Source organism: Streptomyces sp. BK340, assembly GCF_007827595.1.
In the GTDB taxonomy this organism is placed as follows: domain Bacteria; phylum Actinomycetota; class Actinomycetes; order Streptomycetales; family Streptomycetaceae; genus Streptomyces.
Genome location: NZ_VISR01000010.1, coordinates 205,591 through 224,251 on the forward strand (window position 1 = coordinate 205,591; position 18,661 = coordinate 224,251).

Consider the following 18,661-nt stretch of genomic DNA (forward strand, 5'->3'; position numbering starts at 1 on the left):
GATCACCTTCGTAGGAGTGCGTCGGCGGGTTCCGCCGGAGGAACGTGCCAGGGACGGAAGGGACGGCCCTCTGTCTCGAAGAGCCGGGAGAAGAGCTCGTAGAACTCCAGCCGCAAGGCCTGCACCCCGGCCACCAGGGCCTCCAGGCCGAACGAGAGGGCCGTCCCCACGGCGAACAGCACCACGGCGCCGACCACCCAGGCCGCGCCGCGTCCGGCCAGGCCCGTCGTACCGCGCCACACCAGGTCGGCGAGGGCTGCGTGGGTGAGGCCGAAGGCCGCGAGCCGTGCGAATGACAGGGTGTTGGTGCCCGTGCGCACGACGACGTCGAAAAGCCGCACCACTGTCTCGGCGAGTCCTGCGCCGCCTCCCGCTGTGGCGCGAAACAGGCCGAGCGCCACCAGCGACAGCCCGGCGACCGCGAGCACCGCCCCGGCCACCGCGGGAGGGGACACGCGCAGAACCAGGCCGGCGGCGGCCAGCGCGAGCCCCAGATAGAACAGCAACCCGGCACAGCCGGACGCCGCGTACAACCCCGTGACCCAGCCGCTCTCCCGCACACGGTTGACGGCGCCGGCGGCATGCGCGAGCGCCAGCAGTCCCGCCCCGAAGACCACCGCGGCGGCCAGCAGGCGGGCGGGGGCGTCCAGCGGGGCCAGCCACAGCACCGGCAGCAGGCCCGTCGGCCCAAAGAACTCCCCGTAGGCGGCGCCCGCGAGCACGGCGGCCAGCCCGGCGCCCGCGAGGAACGGCCACAGCCGGCGCAGCGGGGCAAGCCGCCGGGGCCGTCCGAGGCGCAGCGCCAGCGCTCCGAGGAGCAGCAGTGCCCCATGGCCGACGTCACCGAACATGATCCCGAACATCGCGATGTACGCGAGGCCCGCCGGCCACGACGGGTCCAGGTCCGTGTACGGCGGTGTGCCGTATGTCGTCACCAGCGGCGAGAACGAGATTGCTCCGGCGGGCCGCAGCAGCGTCGGAGGATCGGTGCCGCGCGGGAACGGCAACGGCATCAGCGCGCCGCCCGCCGCTGCCAGCCGTTCCGCGACGCGGGGCACCTCCGTCGCCGGGCACCACCCGGCGAGCGCCGCCACCTCCCCTTGTCGTACGGCGCCCTCCGCACGCTCCTCCAGCTGGGCCTCGCCCGCCAAAAGGCTCACGTCCTGCTGCTTTTCGAGCCGGTCCAGATCGGGGGCGGCGACGGCCAGGACGGCCGTGCCACGGGTCCGAGGCCCGGCGGGCTCGCCGCGCCCCTGAACGCGCCGCAGCCGCAGTGCCGCAGGACCCGGAGCCGTCTCCTCGACGCGGTCCAGTTCCACACAGCCCGCCTGGGCGATCCGCACCAGCGCGTCCCGCAGCGCCGCCCGCGGCACGACCACCGCCACACGGCACATCCGGACCGGCGTCATCGCCTCAGGCCAGGGCATCGAACACCTCCCCGAGCCGCCCGCCCCGGGCGGCCGACTCCAGGGCCGCCCGTACCCTCCAGGCGTCGACGGACAGCACCGCGACCGCGCCGACGACCACGCGGGGTCCGTACCGGCCGTCGTGCAGCAGGGCGGCGCCGTCCTCCCGGACCGATCGCCACCAGTGCGTCTCCGCCCGCCACAGTCCGTCCGGTTCCTCGACATCCGCCAGGAGCCGACGGGCCGGAGACGGCAGGCATTCGCGGAACTCCTGGTACGAGGCGGCAGCCGGCGCGCGCGCCCCGAGGAGCCGGGCCGCGTCGCGCCGCACCGGCTCCGGTTGGGAGCGGCCGTGTACGAACAGTTCACGTGCCGTCAGCAGGGCGGCGCGTCCGACGGCCCACTCGCGGGCCTGCGGTACCGCGACGGCGGTGCGCCGTGCGGCAGCCATCCGCATGCCGGTGACCAGGGCCCATGGTGTGTCGCCGCCCGGATCGCCCCATGGGGAGGCGGCGAGCGCGGCGCGCATCTCCGCCGGAGTCCCGGCCTCGTCCAGGCGCCGCCAAGCGGTCTCCAGCGCCCCCAGCCGGTATGGCTCCGGGACGCCTGAGCCCCGACCGTGCGGCGCGGACAGCCGGGCGGCCACGTTGGCAACCTCGAACCCCGAGGCGAGCGCAACAAGCAGGCGGGCCCCGCCCCGAGGCAGCCAGCCCGCCAGCACTCTCAGGTGCCACAGCAGCGTGGCGGACACCGCCCGCTGGGCCTCGCTCAGTCCGGCTGTCGCTCGCGCGTACTTCACGTACGGCGTCGCGACCAGTCGCTGCAGGGCCTCGTCGAGGGTGGCGCATGCCGCGATCTCCCGCGCTCCGGCGGCACCCGGGTACCGGCGGGCCAGGGCCCGTGCCCGGACCGCTCCGGCCACCCATTCCGCGCTCATGGCGCCGCGCCCGCCCCGGTCGCCAGGCGCAGGGCGTCGGCCACCACGCGTTCCACCAGATCGGGCATGCACTTCTGGGCCCGCTCCCGAACCGCCTCAGCGTCCCGGTCACCGGCGGCGCGGACGGCGTCCGCCTCCCGGAGTGCGTCTTGCAGGCCAGGTACCGCGGCCTTACGTCGTACTTCGAGAGCCTGCTCCCGGGCAGCCGCCACGATGCTCGCCGCCTCGCGTGAGGCGTCCTGCCTGATCGTCTCGGCCGCCTCGTCCGCGGCGGCCCGGATGCGGGCGGCCTCCTGCTGAACGGCCGCCAGTCGTCCGAGGGCGGGCTCCAGTTCGGCGGCACGCTCCGCTGCCCGGTCGGCGGGCACGCCGACGGCGGCCGCTCCTGGCGTACCGGTCGGCCGGAACCGCTCCAGGAAGTCGCGCAGGCTCATCAGCCAGCCTCCTGCCGGTCGGCTGCCCCTTCAGTTTCACCGTCTCCGTCCCGCCGCGCACCGGATAGGGCCGTCACGCCGTCCCACCAGGGCCGTTCGGCTCTAGGCGGAGAGTCTCAGAGCGGAAGACTGGAACGGTAGGCAACCCGACAGAGTCCGGAGGCCGCCGTGAACCACCACCAGAACTTCTCCACGGGGGCAGACGCCCGACGATCCCTGCCCTCCCGACCCTGGAGCCCTGGCGAGACCGCGCGGCAGGACAGGCTGGTGCGCTACCTGGGCGCCGTGGCCGTCGCCGCGACCCAACAAGCGGAGATGAGAGAGCAGCCGCCGTCGGCACCGGTGAGCGATACCTCCTCGGGACAGGCACCGCAGGCCGCACCGTCCTCGCGACAGCCTGGCTCAGTGCACGCCGGATTGCCGCTGGTGCGGGACGTGATGGACGTGCCCGCCGCCTCGCTGCGGGACGACCTGCCGTACCGGGAGATCGCCCGCCTGCTCGCGCGCGAGCAGGTCGGTGCCGTCCCCGTCGTGGACGCGGAGGACCGCGTGGTGGGAGTCGTCTCGGAGTCGGATCTGCTGGCGAAGGTCGCGTTCGAAGCCTCCGGCCACCGTCCCGGGCGTGTCGGCAGGCTGCGGGAACGGCGCTTGTACGGCAAGGCCCGGGGCGAGACGGCGGCCGATCTGATGACCAGCCCCGCGATCACGGTGTTGCCGGGCGCGACGGTCGCCGAGGCCGCCTGGCTTGCCGCGCTGTCCCGCCTGAAGCGGATCCCGGTCACCGACCGCGAGGGCCGGCTCGTCGGCGTCGTGGGCCGCGACGCGCTGCTCCAGGCCCTGATCAGGGACGACGCCGGGATACAGGCGGAGGTCGAGGACAGGATCCGGGCCGTCTGCTCGCCGGGCGAACTGAAGGCCGTCGAGGTGACCGTGCACGACGGCACCGTCGAACTGGCGGGGAGGGTGCCGTCGGCGACCGGGGCCCGGCTGGTGGCCGAGGTCGCGGAGATCGCCGACGTGGTCGAGGTGAAGAACCTCCTCACCGCCGCCTGACCCCCGGTACCGCACCCTCAGCGGTCCGAGTGCTTCTCGGAGTCGTGAGGCTCCAGGTGGGACGCGAGGACCGCCGCCTGGACCCGGCGCTGCACGCCCAGCTTGGCGCCGGCAGCCGCGAGATGTGGTTCTTGACGGTCTGCAATACAACTAGGGCCGACCGGCCCCACTGACTCCGTGGTCGTTGTGCGTGAGGTCGAACTGCACGTCGACCACCCCTTCGACGGACCGCACCAGGCGCGCGGCCACGGGGACCAGCGCGGTGTCACGGACGCGGCCCGTCAGTGTGGCAACTCCGTCGTGCACCTCCACCTGGATGGCCGAGGCCGGCGGAGGGAAGAGATGGGACACGATCTCGCGCCGGACCTCCTCGGCGATGTCCTCGTCGTCACGCAGGAAGACCTTGAGCAGGTCGGCACGGCTGACGACTCCCTCCAGCAGCCCGATCTCGTCGACGACGGGCAGCCGTTTGACCCCGCCCCGTGCCATGATCCGTGCGGCCTCGGCCAGGGTCGCGTTCGCCCGTACGGTGAGGGCGGGGGAGGACATCAGACCGGCCGCGGTGGCCGCTCCGGCCTTCGCCACGTCGACCGGCTGACGCAGTTGGAGATAGTGCGCATCGGGGTTGTCCCGGAGCTCCTCCTTGGGCAGCAGGTCGGCCTCGGAGACCACGCCGACCACCCGGCCCTCGCCCTCGATCACCGGCAGGGCGCTGACCCGCCAGTCCTGCATCATCTGCACGATCTCCTTGAAGGGGGCCCGCCGGCCGACGGCGGCGACCGTGTGGGTCATGACATCGCTGACGATGTGCCGGGTGCCGTACATGATGACTCCGTGAGGTCTGCGTGCGTCCTGCCGTTACCAGCCTGTGCCGGTGCGGGAAGGGTGGCCAGGGGCTACCTGGCCCCTCGGGCGGGCCGTTCGGTTGGGCTTCGCCGAGAGGGCCGTTCCGCCCCATGACGGTGAGCTCCGGCATTCACCACGGGCGGCGTCGTCAGGGCGCCCCGGCCACCAGGGCCGATCGGACCCGCATAGGGACCTGCGGCCCCTGACCCCGCGGCGGCTGTGTCCCCACTCTGGAATCGGATCCCTCGCCCTGAGAGGTGGAGACCATGACCCGCACCATCACCGTAGGTCTCGACGGCTCACCGGAAAGTCGGGCCGCCGCCGAATGGGCGGCCCGTGAAGCAAGCCTGCGCTCCCTGCCGCTGAAGCTCCTGCATGTCTTTGAGCGCGTGCCCGGGGCCCGGGAAGCACTGCCCGGCAGCGAGACCGATGAGGACTGGACCGAGAGGATCCCACGTGAGTCGGCGGAGGGCCTCCGGTTGCGCCACCCAGGTGTCGAGGTGATCACCGATCGGGTCACCGGCAAGCCGGCCGAGGCCTTGGCGGAGGCGGCGGACGCCGCAGAGCTGCTGGTGCTCGGCTCACGCGGCTTCGGCGGGGTCGGCGGGTTCGTGATGGGCTCGGTCAGCCTGGCCGTCATCGCCCACGCCGCACGTCCGGTGGTACTGGTCCGGGCCGGAGAACAGGCAGCCGACGAGCACAGGACGGACCCCGCGGGTGTCCCGTCGGCCGCGACCGCCTTCCGGCCCGTGGTCGTCGGCCTCGACACCGACCACCCGGACGAGACGCTCCTGGAGTTCGCCTTCGACGCCGCCGTGCGCCGGGACGCCTCCCTGAGAGTCGTGCACGGCTGGCCCGAGCCGCCCACCTCCTTCTACCGCTTCTCCGGTGACGCCGAACTCTACGACTCGCTCGAGCGCCGGCAGGCCACCGTCCTGACCGAGGCGCTGCGTCCCTGGCGGCAGAAGTACCCGAACGTCGAGGTGATCGAGGCGAGCCGTTGTGGCAGTGCCGCGGAGGTCCTCGTCAACGCCTCCAGTGACGCTTCCCTGGCCGTCGTCGGCCGGCGTATCCGCACCCGCCCTCTCGGTGCCCACATCGGCCATGTCACACACGCCGTTCTGCACCACGTGGTCGCGCCCGTTGCCGTGGTCGCGCACGACTGACTCACCCGAGGAGAACCCATGAAGGCAGTAGCCGCGCGGCTGCTCGGCGAGCCCCTGGTCGTCAAGGAGCCCTTCGACCTCGGCACGGGACGGTGATCACGATGGACCTTCCGGTCGTCGTAGGCGTCGACGGCTCCGAACCGAGCCTGCGGGCCGTGGACTGGGCGGCCGACGAGGCCGCCCTCCGTGGGGCGCCGCTCCGGCTGGTGTACGCCTCGCTCTGGGAACGGTACGAAGGCGCCCTGCTCGCCCAGGAACTCGGCAAGCCGTTGGAGGAGGTGATGGCCCAGGACGTCGTGGGCACCGCGCGACACCGAGCCCAGCACCGCCAACCCGGGGTGAAGGTCACCACCGACGTGCTGCCCGAGGAGCCGGAGTACGGACTCGTACGAGAGAGCCGCAGCGCGCTCGCGGTGATCCTGGGGTGCCGGGGCCGCAGCGGGATCGCCGAGGCGCTCCTCGGTTCCGTCAGCCTGACGGTCGCCGGGCACGCGCACTGCCCGGTGATCGTGCTGCGCGGCAGCCACGACAACCAGGCCCGCTCCGGGACCCGAGGCCGTATCGTCCTCGGCGTCGGCGAGAAGCCGACGGGCTCGGCCGCCGTACGGTTCGCCACCGAGGAAGCCGTGCTGCGCGGAGTCCCCTTGGAAGCCGTACGGGCCTGGCGACGCCCCGCACACGCGACCACCGGCCACCCCCAGCTCGTGGGGGAGCCGGCGCACCTCTTCCAGCAGCTTGCCGTCGAGGCGTTGGAGGAGGCCCTCCGCGACGCACCGGCCGACCTCGAAGTGCACCGCCGCACCGTCGAGAGCCATGCCCGCGACGCCCTGCTGGCCGCCTCCCACGAGGCCGACCTGCTGGTCGTCGGCGCCCGGCGCCGCCCCGGCCACTTCGGACTCCAGCTCGGCCGGGTCGCCCACGGCGTACTGCACCACGCGGCGTGCCCGGTGGCCGTGGTACCCGAACTTTCCTGACAACACCGGCAATCCTTCCGACAACCGAAGACGACATCCGGAGCCCTGAGCATCGGGGGTCCGGCAGCCGCGGCGCTCCTGACACTCCGCCCGCGTAGTGGGCGACGCACGCGGCGAGTGAGACGACGAACAGTTCGACGGGCGTGGGACCGATGTCGCCACCACCCGCATCGAGGGGCTGATCGGTGACGAGGGCGTGGCCCCGCATCGTCACCGTGAATGCCTGGTTCCCGAGGGGGCGCACCTCCACGCGACCGGGTGGCAGTGGGACGGGCGGGGCTGTGGGCAGGATCGTGTCAGTCATCACTTCTCCTTCGAAGGCTCGGGATGATGCCGGCGCCAGTGGGGCCGGGATGTACGGCGGCGGTCGGCCAGGCCAGGGCGCGGGTGATGTCGGCGATGGTGAGGATGCCGACGAGACGGCCGTTGTCGAGCACCAGGGCACGGCGTACGGGGCTTTCCTCCAGGCGGGGAAGCAGGTCGAGCACGGGCTCCTCCGGAGTGGCTGTCACGACCTCGCCGAGCGGGCGCATCACGTCGCGGACCGTCGTGTGCGCACGCGCTTGCGGTGGTGTCGCGTCCAAGCGCCGCACGGTGATCAGGCCGGAGACCGAACCGTCCGCCGCCAGGACCGGGAACGCCGAGTGCCGGTAGGGGCCGAAGGGGCCCTCGGCCAGGAAGTCGGTGAGGCTCGCCGTCGCCGGGACGGTGACCGGGTCGGGCGTCATGACCCGCCGGACCGGGACGCCGTCCAGTACGCCGCGGATCTGCGCTTGCCGGGCCTCCGCGGTGGCCGCGGTGATCAGGAACCAGCCGATCAGTGTGGGCCACAGGCCGGACAGGTCTCCGGTGAACAGCACGTCCGTGAATCCGGTCAGCACCATGAACCAGCCCAGTGCCCGGCCCGCCGCCGAAGCGCCCCGGGTGGCCTTCAATCGGTCACCGGTGCGGTGCCACAGGTACGCCCGCAGCAGCCGTCCTCCGTCCAGCGGGGCGGCGGGAAGCGCGTTGAACACGGCCAGCAGGACGTTGATCGCGGCCAGCCAGGCGACTGCCTCGACCACCAACCCGGACGCGTGCAGCGCCTCCAGCCCGACGGCTGCACCGGCCAGCACGGCACCGGCCAGCAGACTCGTGAGCGGACCCACGCCGGCGATCCGCAACTCGGCGGCCGGCGACGGGGCCTCGCCGCGCAGCCGGGCGGCGCCGCCCAGCATCCACAGGGTGATGCCCTCCACCTGGACGCCGTTGCGGCGGGCGACAACGGCGTGCGCCAGCTCGTGCGCGAGCAGCGAGACGAGGAACACGACAGCGGTCACGACGGCGAGAGCCCAGTACGCGATGGCGGAGTGACCCGGGTGGGCGGCGGGGAAGCGGCCGTGCGCCAGCGCGACAGTGACCAGGGCGACGATGACCAGGACGCTCCAGTGCAGGCCGACCCGCACTCCGGCGATCCGGCCGAGGGGCAGTGTCTCGTCCATGAACCTCGCCTCACCCTCCTGCTTTCGCCGCGCAGGACCCGCTTCCCGGCCCCGGCTGCGAACCATGCGGCTGTGCGTGATTCGCCCCGGGCACCTTCAGCGTGCGGCGGCAGGCGTCCTGGCTGGAGGGGCCGGTCGGCTCTCGTCGGGGACGGTCGGCCCCGAAGCGGCGAGCACGCATGCGTGCCGCGAGTAGCTGGTCAGCCTTTCCATCCACGCGCCGCTCAACGAACGCTCCCGCGTGGGTCCGCCCGGGAAAGGTGTCAGCTGGTGGCGGTCCGGCTGAGCCGGGCTCCGCCTGCTCGCCGGGGCGAAGCGCCTACCGGGCTGCTGCCTGATCGCGGGGGATCCTGCTTGCGCCAGATGAGAATGAGCCGCTCCCGCTCTGAAATGCGGCGCGCGTACGGCCGTACGCGCGCCGCCTCCTTCGTGGTCCCGCGCAGTCGGCGAAATCAGCCGTCCGTCGACCAGTCGGGCCTTGCGGCCAGAAGAACCCCTGTCACCAGGTCGGGATGGATACGCACCGCGTGGTCCACGCCCGGCTGGGCCGCCCATGGCTCCAGCAGCCCCCGGATACGGGTCAGTTCCTCATCGTCGGTCACCACATGCGCGTAACCCGTGACCACCACGCTCCAGCCGAGACGCGTGTCCGGATCGATGGCGTCGGCCTCGTAGGCGACCACCACACCGATGCCGGCGTCCTGTTGTGCCTGAGAGGTCAGGGCCGCGCCCTCATGGGTGCGGATGATGATGTCGCCGCCGTCCAGGACGTGGTTGACCGGGCGGACGGTGGGCAAGGCCTGCCGGGTGAAGACGACTCTCCCCAGGGACACGCTGCCCAGCAGCCGCAGCGCTTCGGCACGGTCTAGCTCGATGCGGCGATGTGGCGGCTCGTTGTCACGGATCATGGCTGGCTTCTTCGTGGGTGCCTGGCTTTTTTGCAGTGTCGTTCGGTCCTCCCTCAGGGGCCTGACGCCCCGGCGCCGTTAACCGGCTGTCACCGTTGTCGATCCCGCCGAGAGCGGCCCGGCCGGCCTCGAGACGTGCCACCGGGACCCTGAACGGCGAGCAGGAAACGTAGTTCAGATCGACGGTGTGGAAGAAGTGGATCGACTCCGGGTCACCGCCGTGCTCGCCGCAGACGCCTGTCTCCAGGTCCGGCCGGGCGGCGCGGCCCTCCTCGACGGCGATCCGGACCAGCCGGCCCACGCCGTCGCGGTCGAGCGTCTCGAACGGTGACGAGGCGAAGACGCCCTTGTCGAGGTAGGCGGAGAAGAAGGCCGCCTCGACGTCGTCGCGGGAGAAGCCCCAAGTGGTCTGGGTGAGGTCGTTGGTGCCGAAGGAGAAGAACTCCGCCTCCTCGGCGATCCGGCCCGCCGTGAGCGCGGCCCTGGGCAGCTCGATCATCGTGCCGACGGGGCAGCGGACCCGTACGCCGGTCTCCTCGCCGACGTCGGCCAGCACCCGTGCCACCTCCTCGCGGGCGAGCCGCAGTTCCTCGACCGCCCCGACGAGCGGCACCATGATCTCCGCCTGGGGCGAACCCCCGGCGCGCGTCCGCTCGACCACCGCCTCGGCGACCGCTCGCACCTGCATGGCGACCAGCCCCGGCACGACCAGTCCGAGCCGCACCCCGCGTAGGCCGAGCATCGGGTTTTCCTCGTGCATCCGGTTCACCGCGTCGAGCAACTCCACGTCGTGCGCGTCCGCTGGGCGGCCCGCGGCTTCGGCAGCGCCGACGCGTACGGCCAGCCCGGTACGGTCGGGCAGGAACTCGTGCAACGGTGGGTCGAGGAGCCGGATGGTGACGGGCAGGCCGTCCATCGCCTCGAGAATGCGTGTGAAGTCCTGTCGCTGGAGCGGAAGAAGGGCCGCCAGAGCCTTGTCGCGCTCGGCTTCCGTACGGGCGAGGATCATCTCCTCGACCAGCTTGCGCCGCTCGCCGAGGAACATGTGCTCGGTGCGGCAGAGCCCGATGCCCTGCGCGCCGAACCGTCGGGCGCGGGCCGCGTCCGCCGGCGTGTCCGCGTTGGCCCGGACCTCCAACCGCCTCACCACGTCGGCGTGTTGCAGGGCGCGGGCCACGGCGGCGACCACGCTGTCCGCCTGCTCACCGGACTCGAGATAACGCATCGTCGCCGAGGCGACGAGCGGGACCGCGCCCGCGTACACGGCGCCGGTGGAGCCGTCCACCGAGATGACGGTTCCCTCCTCGACGACCGTGCCGTCCCGGGCGGTGAAGCGCCGCGCGTCGCTGTTGACGATGATGTCCTGCGCGCCGCACACACAGACCCGGCCCATCCCACGGGCGACTACGGCCGCGTGGCTGGTCTTGCCGCCCCTGCTGGTCAACACCGCCTGCGCGGCGACCATGCCGGGCAGGTCGTCGGGCGTGGTCTCCTCGCGCACCAGCACCACCTGCTCGCCGGCGGCGGCACGCCGTACCGCCGCCGCGGAGTCGAACACGGCCGCACCGGCCGCCGCTCCCGGGGAGGCGGCCACGCCATGGGCGATCGGCGTGCCGGCCTGGTCGGTGTCGAAGCGGGGGAACATCAGCCGGGCGAGCTGTGCACCGTGCACGCGGTTCAGGCCCTCGTCGGCAGTGACGAGTCCCTCCTCGACCAGTTCCGCGGCGATGGCGAAGGCGGCCTCGGCCGTACGTTTGCCGACCCGGGTCTGCAGCATCCACAGGGTGCCGCGCTCGATGGTGAACTCGATGTCGCACAGGTCGCGATAGTGCCGCTCCAGCGTCTGTGCGTGGTTGCGGAGCTGACGGTAGGAGCGCGGGTCCAGCCGCTCGAGTTCGGTGAGGGGCAGGGTGTCGCGGATGCCGGCGACGACGTCCTCTCCCTGCGCGTTCGGCAGGTAGTCGCCGTACAGGCCAGGGCGGCCCGTGGCCGGGTCGCGGGTGAAGGCGACGCCGCTGCCGGAGTCGGGGCCGAGGTTGCCGAACACCATGCGCTGCACGGTGACCGCGGTGCCCAGGTCGTCCGGGATGTGCTCACGCCGCCGGTAGAGGCGTGCGCGCTCGGCGTTCCAGGACCGGAACACGGCGAGGATCGCCTGCTGCAGTTGCAGGGCCGGGGACTGTGGGAAGTCGCGGCCCGTCTCGTCGCGGATGAGGCGCTTGTACGTCTCCACCAGCCAGGCCAGGTCGGAGGCGTCGAGATGGAGGTCGTCGGGGGCCTCGCGAGCCTCCTTCATCAGGGTCATGGCCTCGTCGAACAGGGCCGGGTCGACGCCCATGACCGTGCTGCCGTACATCTGGACGAGTCGACGGTAGGAGTCCCAGGCGAAGCGCTCGTTGCCGGAGGCCTTGGCGAGGCCGAGCACGGAGGCGTCGTTCAGGCCGATGTCGAGGACTGTCTCCATCATGCCGGGCATGGAGAAGCGGGCCCCGGAGCGGACGGACAGCAACAGCGGATCGTCCGGCTGCCCCAGCCGCCGCCCAGTGACGGTCTCCAGCGCCGACAGGTGCCGGGAGACCTCCGCCGACAGACCCTCCGGCTCCTCGCCGGTGGCGAGGAAGGAGCGGCAGGCCTCGGTGGTGACGGTGAACCCCGACGGCACCGGGAGGCCCAGCCGGGTCATCTCGGCGAGGTTGCTGCCCTTGCCGCCGAGCAGGTCGGCCAGGTCACGGTTACCGTCCCGGAAGTCGTACACGTAACGGACCATCGCGGCGCTCCTCGGCTGTGCGGTCTGCATACGGTTCCAGCGTCGGCCGGGACCGCACCGTCGGGGAGGTGCCCACGGTCCCCACGACGGGGCCGATCGGCCCCCGCGCCCGGTCGAGGGCACCGGGCCGTTTGGGCGGGGTGGCCGGTTGCCGCTTCGGCATGTCGTCCCCCGCGGGACAGGGATACCGTGGAGACGAGCCTCCGGTGCCGGGCGCCCGCACGCCGAGGGCCCGGGAGGAGCCGAGGGACCGGGAGGAGCACGGTGGGAACCCCGGAGCAGCTCCGCGAATTGCTGCCACAGCTGAAGCTTGACGAACTGCTGGAGGAGCTCCAGGCCAGGATCGACGCTGCCCGAGGGACCCGTGACCGTGTGCACAGCTTGCTGGGGGCGATTCTCTCCGTCGGCCGGGAACTGGACCTGGAGCAGGCCCTGCGCTCCATCGTGGAGGCGGCCGCGACCCTGGTGGACGCCGAATACGCGGCCCTCGGCGTCATCGGACCCGATGGCAGGACCCTGTCGGCGTTCCACACTGTCGGTGTCACCGAGCAGCAGATCGCCGCGATCGGTTCACTTCCCGAGGGTCACGGAATTCTCGGCGAGCTGATTCGCAACCCGGAACCTCTGCGTCTGGAGAAGCTGTCCCAGCATCCGGCCTCGTACGGCTTCCCGGCCCATCACCCGCCGATGAACAGTTTCCTGGGCTTGCCGATCCGCGTGCGCGACCAGGTCTTCGGCAATCTGTACCTGACCGAGAAGCGCGGCGGACTGCAGTTCGACGAGGAGGACGAGTCGGTGCTGGCCACGCTGGCCGTGGCCGCCGGCGTCGCCATCGACAACGCCCGCTTGTACGCGGACTCCCGACTGCGTGAGCGCTGGTTGAGGGCGAACGCGGAGATCACCCACAGCCTGATGTCCGGCAGTGATCGCGCCGAGGCCCTGGACCTGATCGCCGAACGCGCCCGGGAGATCTCCGGCTCGGCCCTGGCCGCGGTCGCGATGCCTCTGGGGGGCAGCCGGTCGCTCAGCGTGGAGATCGCCGTCGGAGTGGACGCGGAAGCGCACCGGGGACTGGTGCTGCCACTGGACGAAACCCTGATGGGACTGGCGTTCTCCGCTGCCGCCCCGGTCACCAGCGACGACGTCACCCACGACGACCGGGTCTCTCCCGAACCCCCGCGCTTCCACGGGCTCGGACCCGCCGTGGCCGTCCCCATCGGCACCGGCGAGGGCGGCGTGCGAGGGGTGGTGCTGCTGGCCCGCGAGGCCGGCCGGCCGGTGTACTCCGGCAAGGAGACCGAGATGCTGCTGGGCTTCGCCGCGCAGGCGGCGATCGCGATGGAACTGGCCGAGCGCCGCCAGGACGCCCAGCAGATCGCGGTCCTCCAGGACCGCGACCGGATCGCCCGGGACCTGCACGACCTCGCCATCCAGCGGCTGTTCGCCACCGGGATGACGCTGCAGAGCGCCGGCCGCTTCATCGAGCACCCGGAGGCCTCCGAGCGGGTGCTGCGAGCCGTGGACGACCTGGACGAGACCATCAAGATCATCAGGTCGGCGATCTTCGGCCTGCGGACCCGCCAGGACGCCACCGGCACCGGGCTGCGGGCCAGGGTCGTCAGGGTGGTAGGCGAGGCCGCGCCGGTCCTGGGCGTCGCGCCCGGCGTGCGCATGGAGGGCCTGCTCGACACCGATGTGCCGCGCGAGATCGCCGACCATGTCGTGGCCGTGCTCTCCGAGGCACTGGCCAACATCGCGCGGCACGCGCACGCCGGCCGGGCCGACGTGGGACTGACGACCGACGGCCGCGAGGTACGCCTGAAGATCTCGGACGACGGTGTGGGCATCCCGGCCGACGGCCGCCGCAGCGGGCTGCGGAACATGGCTGAGCGAGCGGAACAGCTCGGCGGGCTGCTGGAGGTGACCAGTCCCGACAGCGGGGGTGCCACGCTGGAGTGGCACGTCCCGCTGCCCGCGAAGTAGGCGTTCTCTCGGCGGGGTGGGGGGGGCCGTCGGGGGTAGCCTGTCGGGCCCACTCGGCCCATGACTGGGACGGCCCGAGGCCGCAGCCTGAAGGTGTCCGATGGCGGCAGCCGAGCCCATGGAGGACGCCATGAACGGCACTCCGACCGTCGTCAACGACGTGATGACCCACCGGGTCGTCGCCTTGCGCACCGGCGCGGCCTACAAGGACATCGTGAAGGTCATGCGCGAGTGGCGGGTCAGCGCCCTTCCGGTGCTGGACGACGCCGAGCACGTCGCCGGCGTCGTCTCCGAGGCCGATCTGCTGCCCAAAGAGGAGTACAGCGACGGAGACGTCGTGCGACATGGGCAGATGTGTGACCTCAACGAGGTCCGCAAAGCGGACGCGGTGACCGCAGGCGAGCTGATGAACGCCCCCGCCGTCACCGTGGCGCCCGATGCCAGCCTCGCCCACGCTGCCCGCATCATGGCGCGCAACCGGGTCAAACGGCTGCCGGTCGTCGGCCGGGGGGGAACTCTGAAGGGCATTGTCAGCCGCTCCGACCTGCTCAAGGTCTTCCTGCGGGACGACAAGGACATCGCCGAGGAGGTGCGGCGCGAGGTCGTCGTACGGCTCTTCGGCACGCACCCCCGAGCGCTCCGGGTCGAGGTGCACGACGGTGTCGTCACTCTCGCCGGCCGGGTTCACTCAACCGTCCTGATTCCGCTGGCCACCCGGCTTGCCCGGGCCGTAGCCGGCGTGGTCGACGTGCGATGTGCGCTGACCGGCCCACGCCGCCACCCGGACCTCGACCCCGACCTTCCGGACCCCAGTCGGGCCCCCACGTCGTGAGGCAGAGCCGTCGGCACGGGACAGGAGGCGGCGATGATGGCACGGAAGCGCCCCACGGCGAGGCTGTGGCGCTGGCGACGGAACCCGCTGCGGCGGCACAGCGATGTCGTCGAGGCCTGGATCGTGCTCGTCACCTGGACGGTCGCGGTTCTCGCCGGAGTTCTGACGGGCGTGGTGGCGGCACAGGCCGTCGAATCCGGTTTCTCGGCGCGGGCGGCCCGAGTGCACGCCGTGTCAGCCGTACTCACCGACGACGCGGCGAGGACCTCAGACACCACCGGCGGATACGACCACGGGCGGGTGTGGGCCGCCGTGCGCTGGACAGACTCGGATGGCTCGGTGCACACCGGCCAGGCCAAGGCCTTCCCGGGCGCTCCGGCGGGCACCCGGGTCACCGTGTGGACCGACCGAACGGACCGGGTGGTGTCCGCACCCGTCACCGGTGCCGCGGCGACGCTGCAGGCGGCCATGACCGGTGCCCTCGTCGCCCCACCGGCCGGCGCCGCGGTCTGGGCCGCCGGATGGGTGGTCCGCACCCGGCTCATCCGGCGGCGGTTGGCCGAATGGGACGCGGAGTGGAAGCAGATCGGACCCCAGTGGGGGAACCTGAGCGGAGGCAGAGGTTGAACACCGAGCGGGTGCGGCCGTCGGCTCGTCGCCGACGGCCGCATGCGCGGTGTCTGGCGCCCCCCGCAGTCTCACTCCTCGCCGACCGCGGTGAGTCGGCAGTCCACGCCCACCACGCCCTCGACGCCCCGCGCCAGGCGGGCGGCGAGCGGGATCCGGGCGGCGTCCCGGACCCGCCCGGTCATTGTCGCGACACCGTCGACAACCAGCGCTGACCTGCCACTGCTCCATGTGCTCGACGATGTCCTTGAACGGAGCCTTGCGGCCCACCGCCACGACGGCGCGCGTCATCACGTCACTCACCCGGTGCGGACCGCCGGGCATGCTCTTCTCCTCGGAACGCCGGCCAGGCCCGGAGGTCATGTCAGGCCCCCGCTGCCGTAGGGCGCGTAGAGGTCGAGCAGCCGGATCCGGGAGGCGTGCAGCCGCTGGGCGACCACCTGCCCGACCCAGACGGCGATCGCCCGGCCGAAGTCGGCGTCGGTGGCGCACATCGCCCGGACCGCCTCGGCGTCGAACTCCCAGGCCCGCACCGGGCTCATTGCCTCGGCGCCCAGGTGCCAGGAGTACGGCGGGAAGTGCCAGGACCAGCCGACCAGTTCGCCGTGACCCACCGACTCGATGACGGCGGGGCGGCGGCCGGGCACGTTCAGGTCGAGGGCGACCGTGCCGGTTCGGACGATCCAGAAGCGGTCGGCGTGCCGACCCTCCTCGAACAGGCGGCTCCCGGCCTCGAAGGAGACCTCGCGGGCGAGGCGCATCAGCCGTTCGCGGTACTCGGCGGGGAGCGCCGCGTTCATGGTGGTGGCGGAGGTCATCGCACCGGCTCCCTTCATGGTTCCTGACCCCAGCGTGCGCGCGTCACCGGCCATTCACCACGGGCCGCGCGGGCCCGTCCGGGGACCTTCGGCTCATGGGCACCCCGTCGGTCGCACCGCAGGCTGGAGGTACCCGCAGTGGAGGGAGACACACCATGCGCACCTCTACGCGAATCGCGATCATCGCGGTCGGCGACCCGTCCCGGCACGACGACGGTGTCGGCCGGGCCGTACTGTCCCGACTGCGCGAACGGGCGGTGGAGAGGCCCTTCCCTCCCGGCACCGTCCTGGCGGAGTGCGACCTCGATCCGGGGCGGCTGATCCAGCTGTGGGACCACACCGACCTGACCGTCGTACTCGAAGCGGCGCACACCCGGCCAAGTCACCCCGGCCGCATCCACCGCCTCGAGCTGGACGCCCGCCGACTGGCCCGGCCCGACGAGCTCCACCCGCGTGGACTCGGCGAGGCCCTGGAGGTGGCGTGGGAGCTGGACCGGCTGCCCGGCCGCCTGGTCGCGTACGCCGTCGAGGTCGCCGACGCCTCACTCGGACCGGGACTGTCCCCGTCCGTCGCCGCCGCGGTCGACACCCTCGTCGAACGCGTCGAGGACGAGATCGTCCGGCACCGGGTCGCCGCGGCACGCGGCACCACCGACCCGGCCACGGCATGACAGGGCGGGAAGGGCCATCCGCTTCTCGTGGATCCGGATTGCGCGGTGCGCGGCTGCGGGCCGCTTCCCCGCGTCTCCAACGGGTCCTTCCCGCCACCTCCAGCACACCACGGGAACCGCCGGGCCACCAGTGCCGATCGGCCCCAATACGGCGACACGAACGAGGAGTCCGGGTACATGACGACCGAGATTCCCGGTCTCTCGGACCGGCCGCCCAACCGGACCCGGCCAGCCCTGCTCAACTTCCTCGGCGCGTAGGCACGGTCACCGACAGCGCATTTCCTGGTCGAGTGCGACCACGCCGGCATCCTCTTCGACCGCGGCCTTTTCCGAAGCCTCGCCGACCCGCGCCCGCACAACTGGCGCGTTCTGCCCCGCGACGCGGGCAAGCGGGCCCGCGCCGGTTCAGGAGCCGCCTTCTGATCCTGTCGCCGTCTTCGAGTAGGAGTCGTGCCAGGCTGCCTTCGCCCCGGAGTCGCCGATCCGGTAGACGTCCACCACCGCCCCTACCGCAACGGCCAGTGAGAGCACGCCCACGGCGATCCGTACGGGCAGTGCGGACCAGCGCGTGCCGCCGCCCTGTCCAGGCTCCGCCGGAGCGCGCCGCCCCGTCCACCACACGACCGCCGCCAGCACGAACAGGCCCAACGCCCACGGCAGCAGGCCGTCGCCCAGCTCGGTGTGCCGGCGCACCAGGGCATCGTCGTCCACGTGCCGTTCCAGCCACTCGCCGGCGTGCGTGGTCAGCGGCACGCTGACCAGGGCTACGAGTGCGAGAAGGGGCAGCAGCGGACCCAGCCGCCGGGCGGCGCGCGGCCACAGCGCGGCCGCGACCAGGGCCAGAGCGGTCAGGGGTATCAGCACGACAACCACATGGACCAGCAGGACATGGCTGGGCAGACCGTTGATCAGACTCATTCAGGCGCTCCTGAGGGGGTAAGGGGCGCGTCAGCCTGGCACAGCAAACTCTCAGTTGCCTCTCAGTCGATCAAGCCAAGGGGTGGCGTGTGCTTCAGCCCCTCACGGTCGGCCCAGCCAGCCGTCGGCCACGCCGCGGTCGGCCGGTCCGGCAGGCTGCGCGTGCCTGTCGTCGAAGCGGTAGGTGAGGTGGTCCACAACGTCGACGACACCGTCCAGTCGGCGCGTCAGGCCGACCGCGAGGGCGGCGTCGCTGCGACGCTCCAGCTGTCCGGTGAGCGTGACCACACCGTCGTACACCGCGACTTCGGCGATGTCCGGGCTGAGCCAGAGTGCGTCGGCGAACACCTCGTGCTGCACGGCGTGCCGTATCTCCTCGTCGGAGCGCAGGAAGACCTGGAGCAGGTCGCGGCGGGTGACGATGCCGGCCAGCCGGTCCTCTTCGTCGACCACCGGCAGCCGTTCGATGCCGTGTCGCGCCATCAGCCGGGCGGCCTCCGGCAGGGCCGCCTCCGCGGGGACGGTCACGGCCGGTGCCGACATGAGCCCGCCGGCCGTGCGTGCCCGGCTGCGGGCGGCGCTCGTGCGGGCACCGTGGCCCAGCCTGCGCAGCCAGGTGCCGAGACGGCCGCCCGACTCCGACGGACGGGCCTGGCGCTGCATCAGGTCGGTCTCGGAGATGACCCCGATGACCTTGTCGTCCTCGTCGATCACCGGCAGGCCGCTGATGCGGTGCTCGCGGAGTAGGCGTACGACCTCCTTGAACGGGGTGCCGTAGCGGACCGTGACGACGTCGTCGGTCATGACGGCGCCGACCTTGGTGGGTTTCATGGCTGACCT

At 72.4% G+C, this 18,661-nt stretch carries 18 protein-coding genes and 1 pseudogene; 7 read left to right on the plus strand and 12 right to left on the minus strand.

Translation table 11 applies throughout. The features are described 5' to 3' along the window. Window positions 1–2: 2 nt before the first annotated feature. Genes FB157_RS20175 through FB157_RS20185 form a run of 3 tightly spaced genes read right to left on the minus strand, consistent with a single transcriptional unit; the run spans window position 3 to window position 2,777 of the window. On the minus strand, window positions 3–1,427 hold the full coding sequence (locus FB157_RS20175; RefSeq protein WP_145881649.1) for a V-type ATPase 116kDa subunit family protein: 1,425 nt from the start codon (window positions 1,425–1,427) through the stop codon (window positions 3–5). Next, window positions 1,414–2,343, minus strand: a complete 930-nt coding sequence (locus tag FB157_RS20180; protein ID WP_145881651.1) for a V-type ATPase subunit — start codon at window positions 2,341–2,343, stop codon at window positions 1,414–1,416. Before FB157_RS20180 ends, FB157_RS20175 begins: the two co-directional genes overlap by 14 nt. After that, on the minus strand, window positions 2,340–2,777 hold the full coding sequence (locus FB157_RS20185) for a hypothetical protein (RefSeq protein ID WP_261386383.1): 438 nt from the start codon (window positions 2,775–2,777) through the stop codon (window positions 2,340–2,342). The genes FB157_RS20180 and FB157_RS20185 overlap by 4 nt, the downstream gene beginning before the upstream one ends. Before the next feature lie 405 nt (window positions 2,778–3,182). Here FB157_RS20185 and FB157_RS20190 point away from each other — a divergent pair, with 405 nt between their 5' ends. After that, a complete protein-coding gene (locus FB157_RS20190) occupies window positions 3,183–3,830 on the plus strand; it encodes a CBS domain-containing protein (protein ID WP_261386384.1) in 648 nt (215 codons plus the stop codon). Window positions 3,831–3,847: 17 nt separating this feature from the next. On the opposite strand, the pseudogene FB157_RS48510 reads toward FB157_RS20190, so the two are convergent. Both FB157_RS48510 and FB157_RS20200 read right to left on the minus strand, forming a co-directional pair. Further along, window positions 3,848–3,972: pseudogene (locus tag FB157_RS48510) on the minus strand (LuxR C-terminal-related transcriptional regulator); the annotation flags it as partial. 8 nt (window positions 3,973–3,980) lie between these two features. Further along, window positions 3,981–4,655, minus strand: coding sequence for a CBS domain-containing protein (locus FB157_RS20200; protein ID WP_145881655.1), 675 nt, complete (start codon window positions 4,653–4,655; stop codon window positions 3,981–3,983). A 287-nt stretch (window positions 4,656–4,942) separates the two neighbouring features. Between FB157_RS20200 and FB157_RS20205 the strand changes: the two genes are divergently transcribed. Beyond that, window positions 4,943–5,842, plus strand: coding sequence for a universal stress protein (locus tag FB157_RS20205; RefSeq protein ID WP_145881657.1), 900 nt, complete (start codon window positions 4,943–4,945; stop codon window positions 5,840–5,842). Window positions 5,843–5,943: 101 nt separating this feature from the next. Then, entirely contained in the window at window positions 5,944–6,816 is an 873-nt protein-coding gene (locus FB157_RS20210; protein ID WP_145881658.1) for a universal stress protein, read from the plus strand. 296 nt (window positions 6,817–7,112) lie between these two features. Here the strand turns inward: FB157_RS20210 and FB157_RS20220 are convergent, their stop codons facing one another. The 3 genes from FB157_RS20220 to ppdK form a co-directional block, all read right to left on the minus strand. Next, window positions 7,113–8,297 (minus strand): site-2 protease family protein, encoded by a 1,185-nt coding sequence (locus FB157_RS20220; protein ID WP_186581584.1) that lies wholly within the window; start codon window positions 8,295–8,297, stop codon window positions 7,113–7,115. 452 nt (window positions 8,298–8,749) lie between these two features. Beyond that, on the minus strand, window positions 8,750–9,205 hold the full coding sequence (locus tag FB157_RS20225) for a pyridoxamine 5'-phosphate oxidase family protein (protein WP_145881660.1): 456 nt from the start codon (window positions 9,203–9,205) through the stop codon (window positions 8,750–8,752). Further along, window positions 9,195–11,972 carry a pyruvate, phosphate dikinase gene (gene ppdK / locus FB157_RS20230; RefSeq protein ID WP_145881661.1) on the minus strand — a complete coding sequence of 926 codons (2,778 nt, stop codon included), beginning with the start codon at window positions 11,970–11,972 and terminating at the stop codon, window positions 9,195–9,197. The genes FB157_RS20225 and ppdK overlap by 11 nt, the downstream gene beginning before the upstream one ends. A 264-nt stretch (window positions 11,973–12,236) precedes the next feature. Between ppdK and FB157_RS20235 the strand changes: the two genes are divergently transcribed. From FB157_RS20235 to FB157_RS20245, 3 genes are all read left to right on the plus strand, one after another. After that, window positions 12,237–13,955 carry a GAF domain-containing protein gene (locus tag FB157_RS20235; RefSeq protein WP_145881663.1) on the plus strand — a complete coding sequence of 573 codons (1,719 nt, stop codon included), beginning with the start codon at window positions 12,237–12,239 and terminating at the stop codon, window positions 13,953–13,955. Between the two features lie 130 nt (window positions 13,956–14,085). Further along, window positions 14,086–14,787, plus strand: a complete 702-nt coding sequence (locus FB157_RS20240; protein WP_145881765.1) for a CBS domain-containing protein — start codon at window positions 14,086–14,088, stop codon at window positions 14,785–14,787. A gap of 33 nt (window positions 14,788–14,820) precedes the next feature. After that, window positions 14,821–15,414 carry a hypothetical protein gene (locus tag FB157_RS20245; protein ID WP_145881665.1) on the plus strand — a complete coding sequence of 198 codons (594 nt, stop codon included), beginning with the start codon at window positions 14,821–14,823 and terminating at the stop codon, window positions 15,412–15,414. Between the two features lie 71 nt (window positions 15,415–15,485). Here the strand turns inward: FB157_RS20245 and FB157_RS48515 are convergent, their stop codons facing one another. Continuing rightward, window positions 15,486–15,623 (minus strand): BON domain-containing protein, encoded by a 138-nt coding sequence (locus tag FB157_RS48515; RefSeq protein WP_392283071.1) that lies wholly within the window; start codon window positions 15,621–15,623, stop codon window positions 15,486–15,488. A gap of 150 nt (window positions 15,624–15,773) precedes the next feature. Next, window positions 15,774–16,232 (minus strand): Crp/Fnr family transcriptional regulator, encoded by a 459-nt coding sequence (locus FB157_RS20255; protein WP_145881667.1) that lies wholly within the window; start codon window positions 16,230–16,232, stop codon window positions 15,774–15,776. A 155-nt stretch (window positions 16,233–16,387) separates the two neighbouring features. Here FB157_RS20255 and FB157_RS20260 point away from each other — a divergent pair, with 155 nt between their 5' ends. Beyond that, window positions 16,388–16,903, plus strand: coding sequence for a hydrogenase maturation protease (locus tag FB157_RS20260; protein ID WP_145881669.1), 516 nt, complete (start codon window positions 16,388–16,390; stop codon window positions 16,901–16,903). Window positions 16,904–17,308: 405 nt separating this feature from the next. Here FB157_RS20260 and FB157_RS20265 read toward each other — a convergent pair whose 3' ends face one another. Both FB157_RS20265 and FB157_RS20270 read right to left on the minus strand, forming a co-directional pair. Continuing rightward, window positions 17,309–17,821 carry a DUF2231 domain-containing protein gene (locus FB157_RS20265; RefSeq protein WP_145881671.1) on the minus strand — a complete coding sequence of 171 codons (513 nt, stop codon included), beginning with the start codon at window positions 17,819–17,821 and terminating at the stop codon, window positions 17,309–17,311. A gap of 102 nt (window positions 17,822–17,923) precedes the next feature. Then, window positions 17,924–18,652, minus strand: a complete 729-nt coding sequence (locus tag FB157_RS20270) for a CBS domain-containing protein (protein ID WP_145881673.1) — start codon at window positions 18,650–18,652, stop codon at window positions 17,924–17,926. Window positions 18,653–18,661 lie beyond the last annotated feature (9 nt).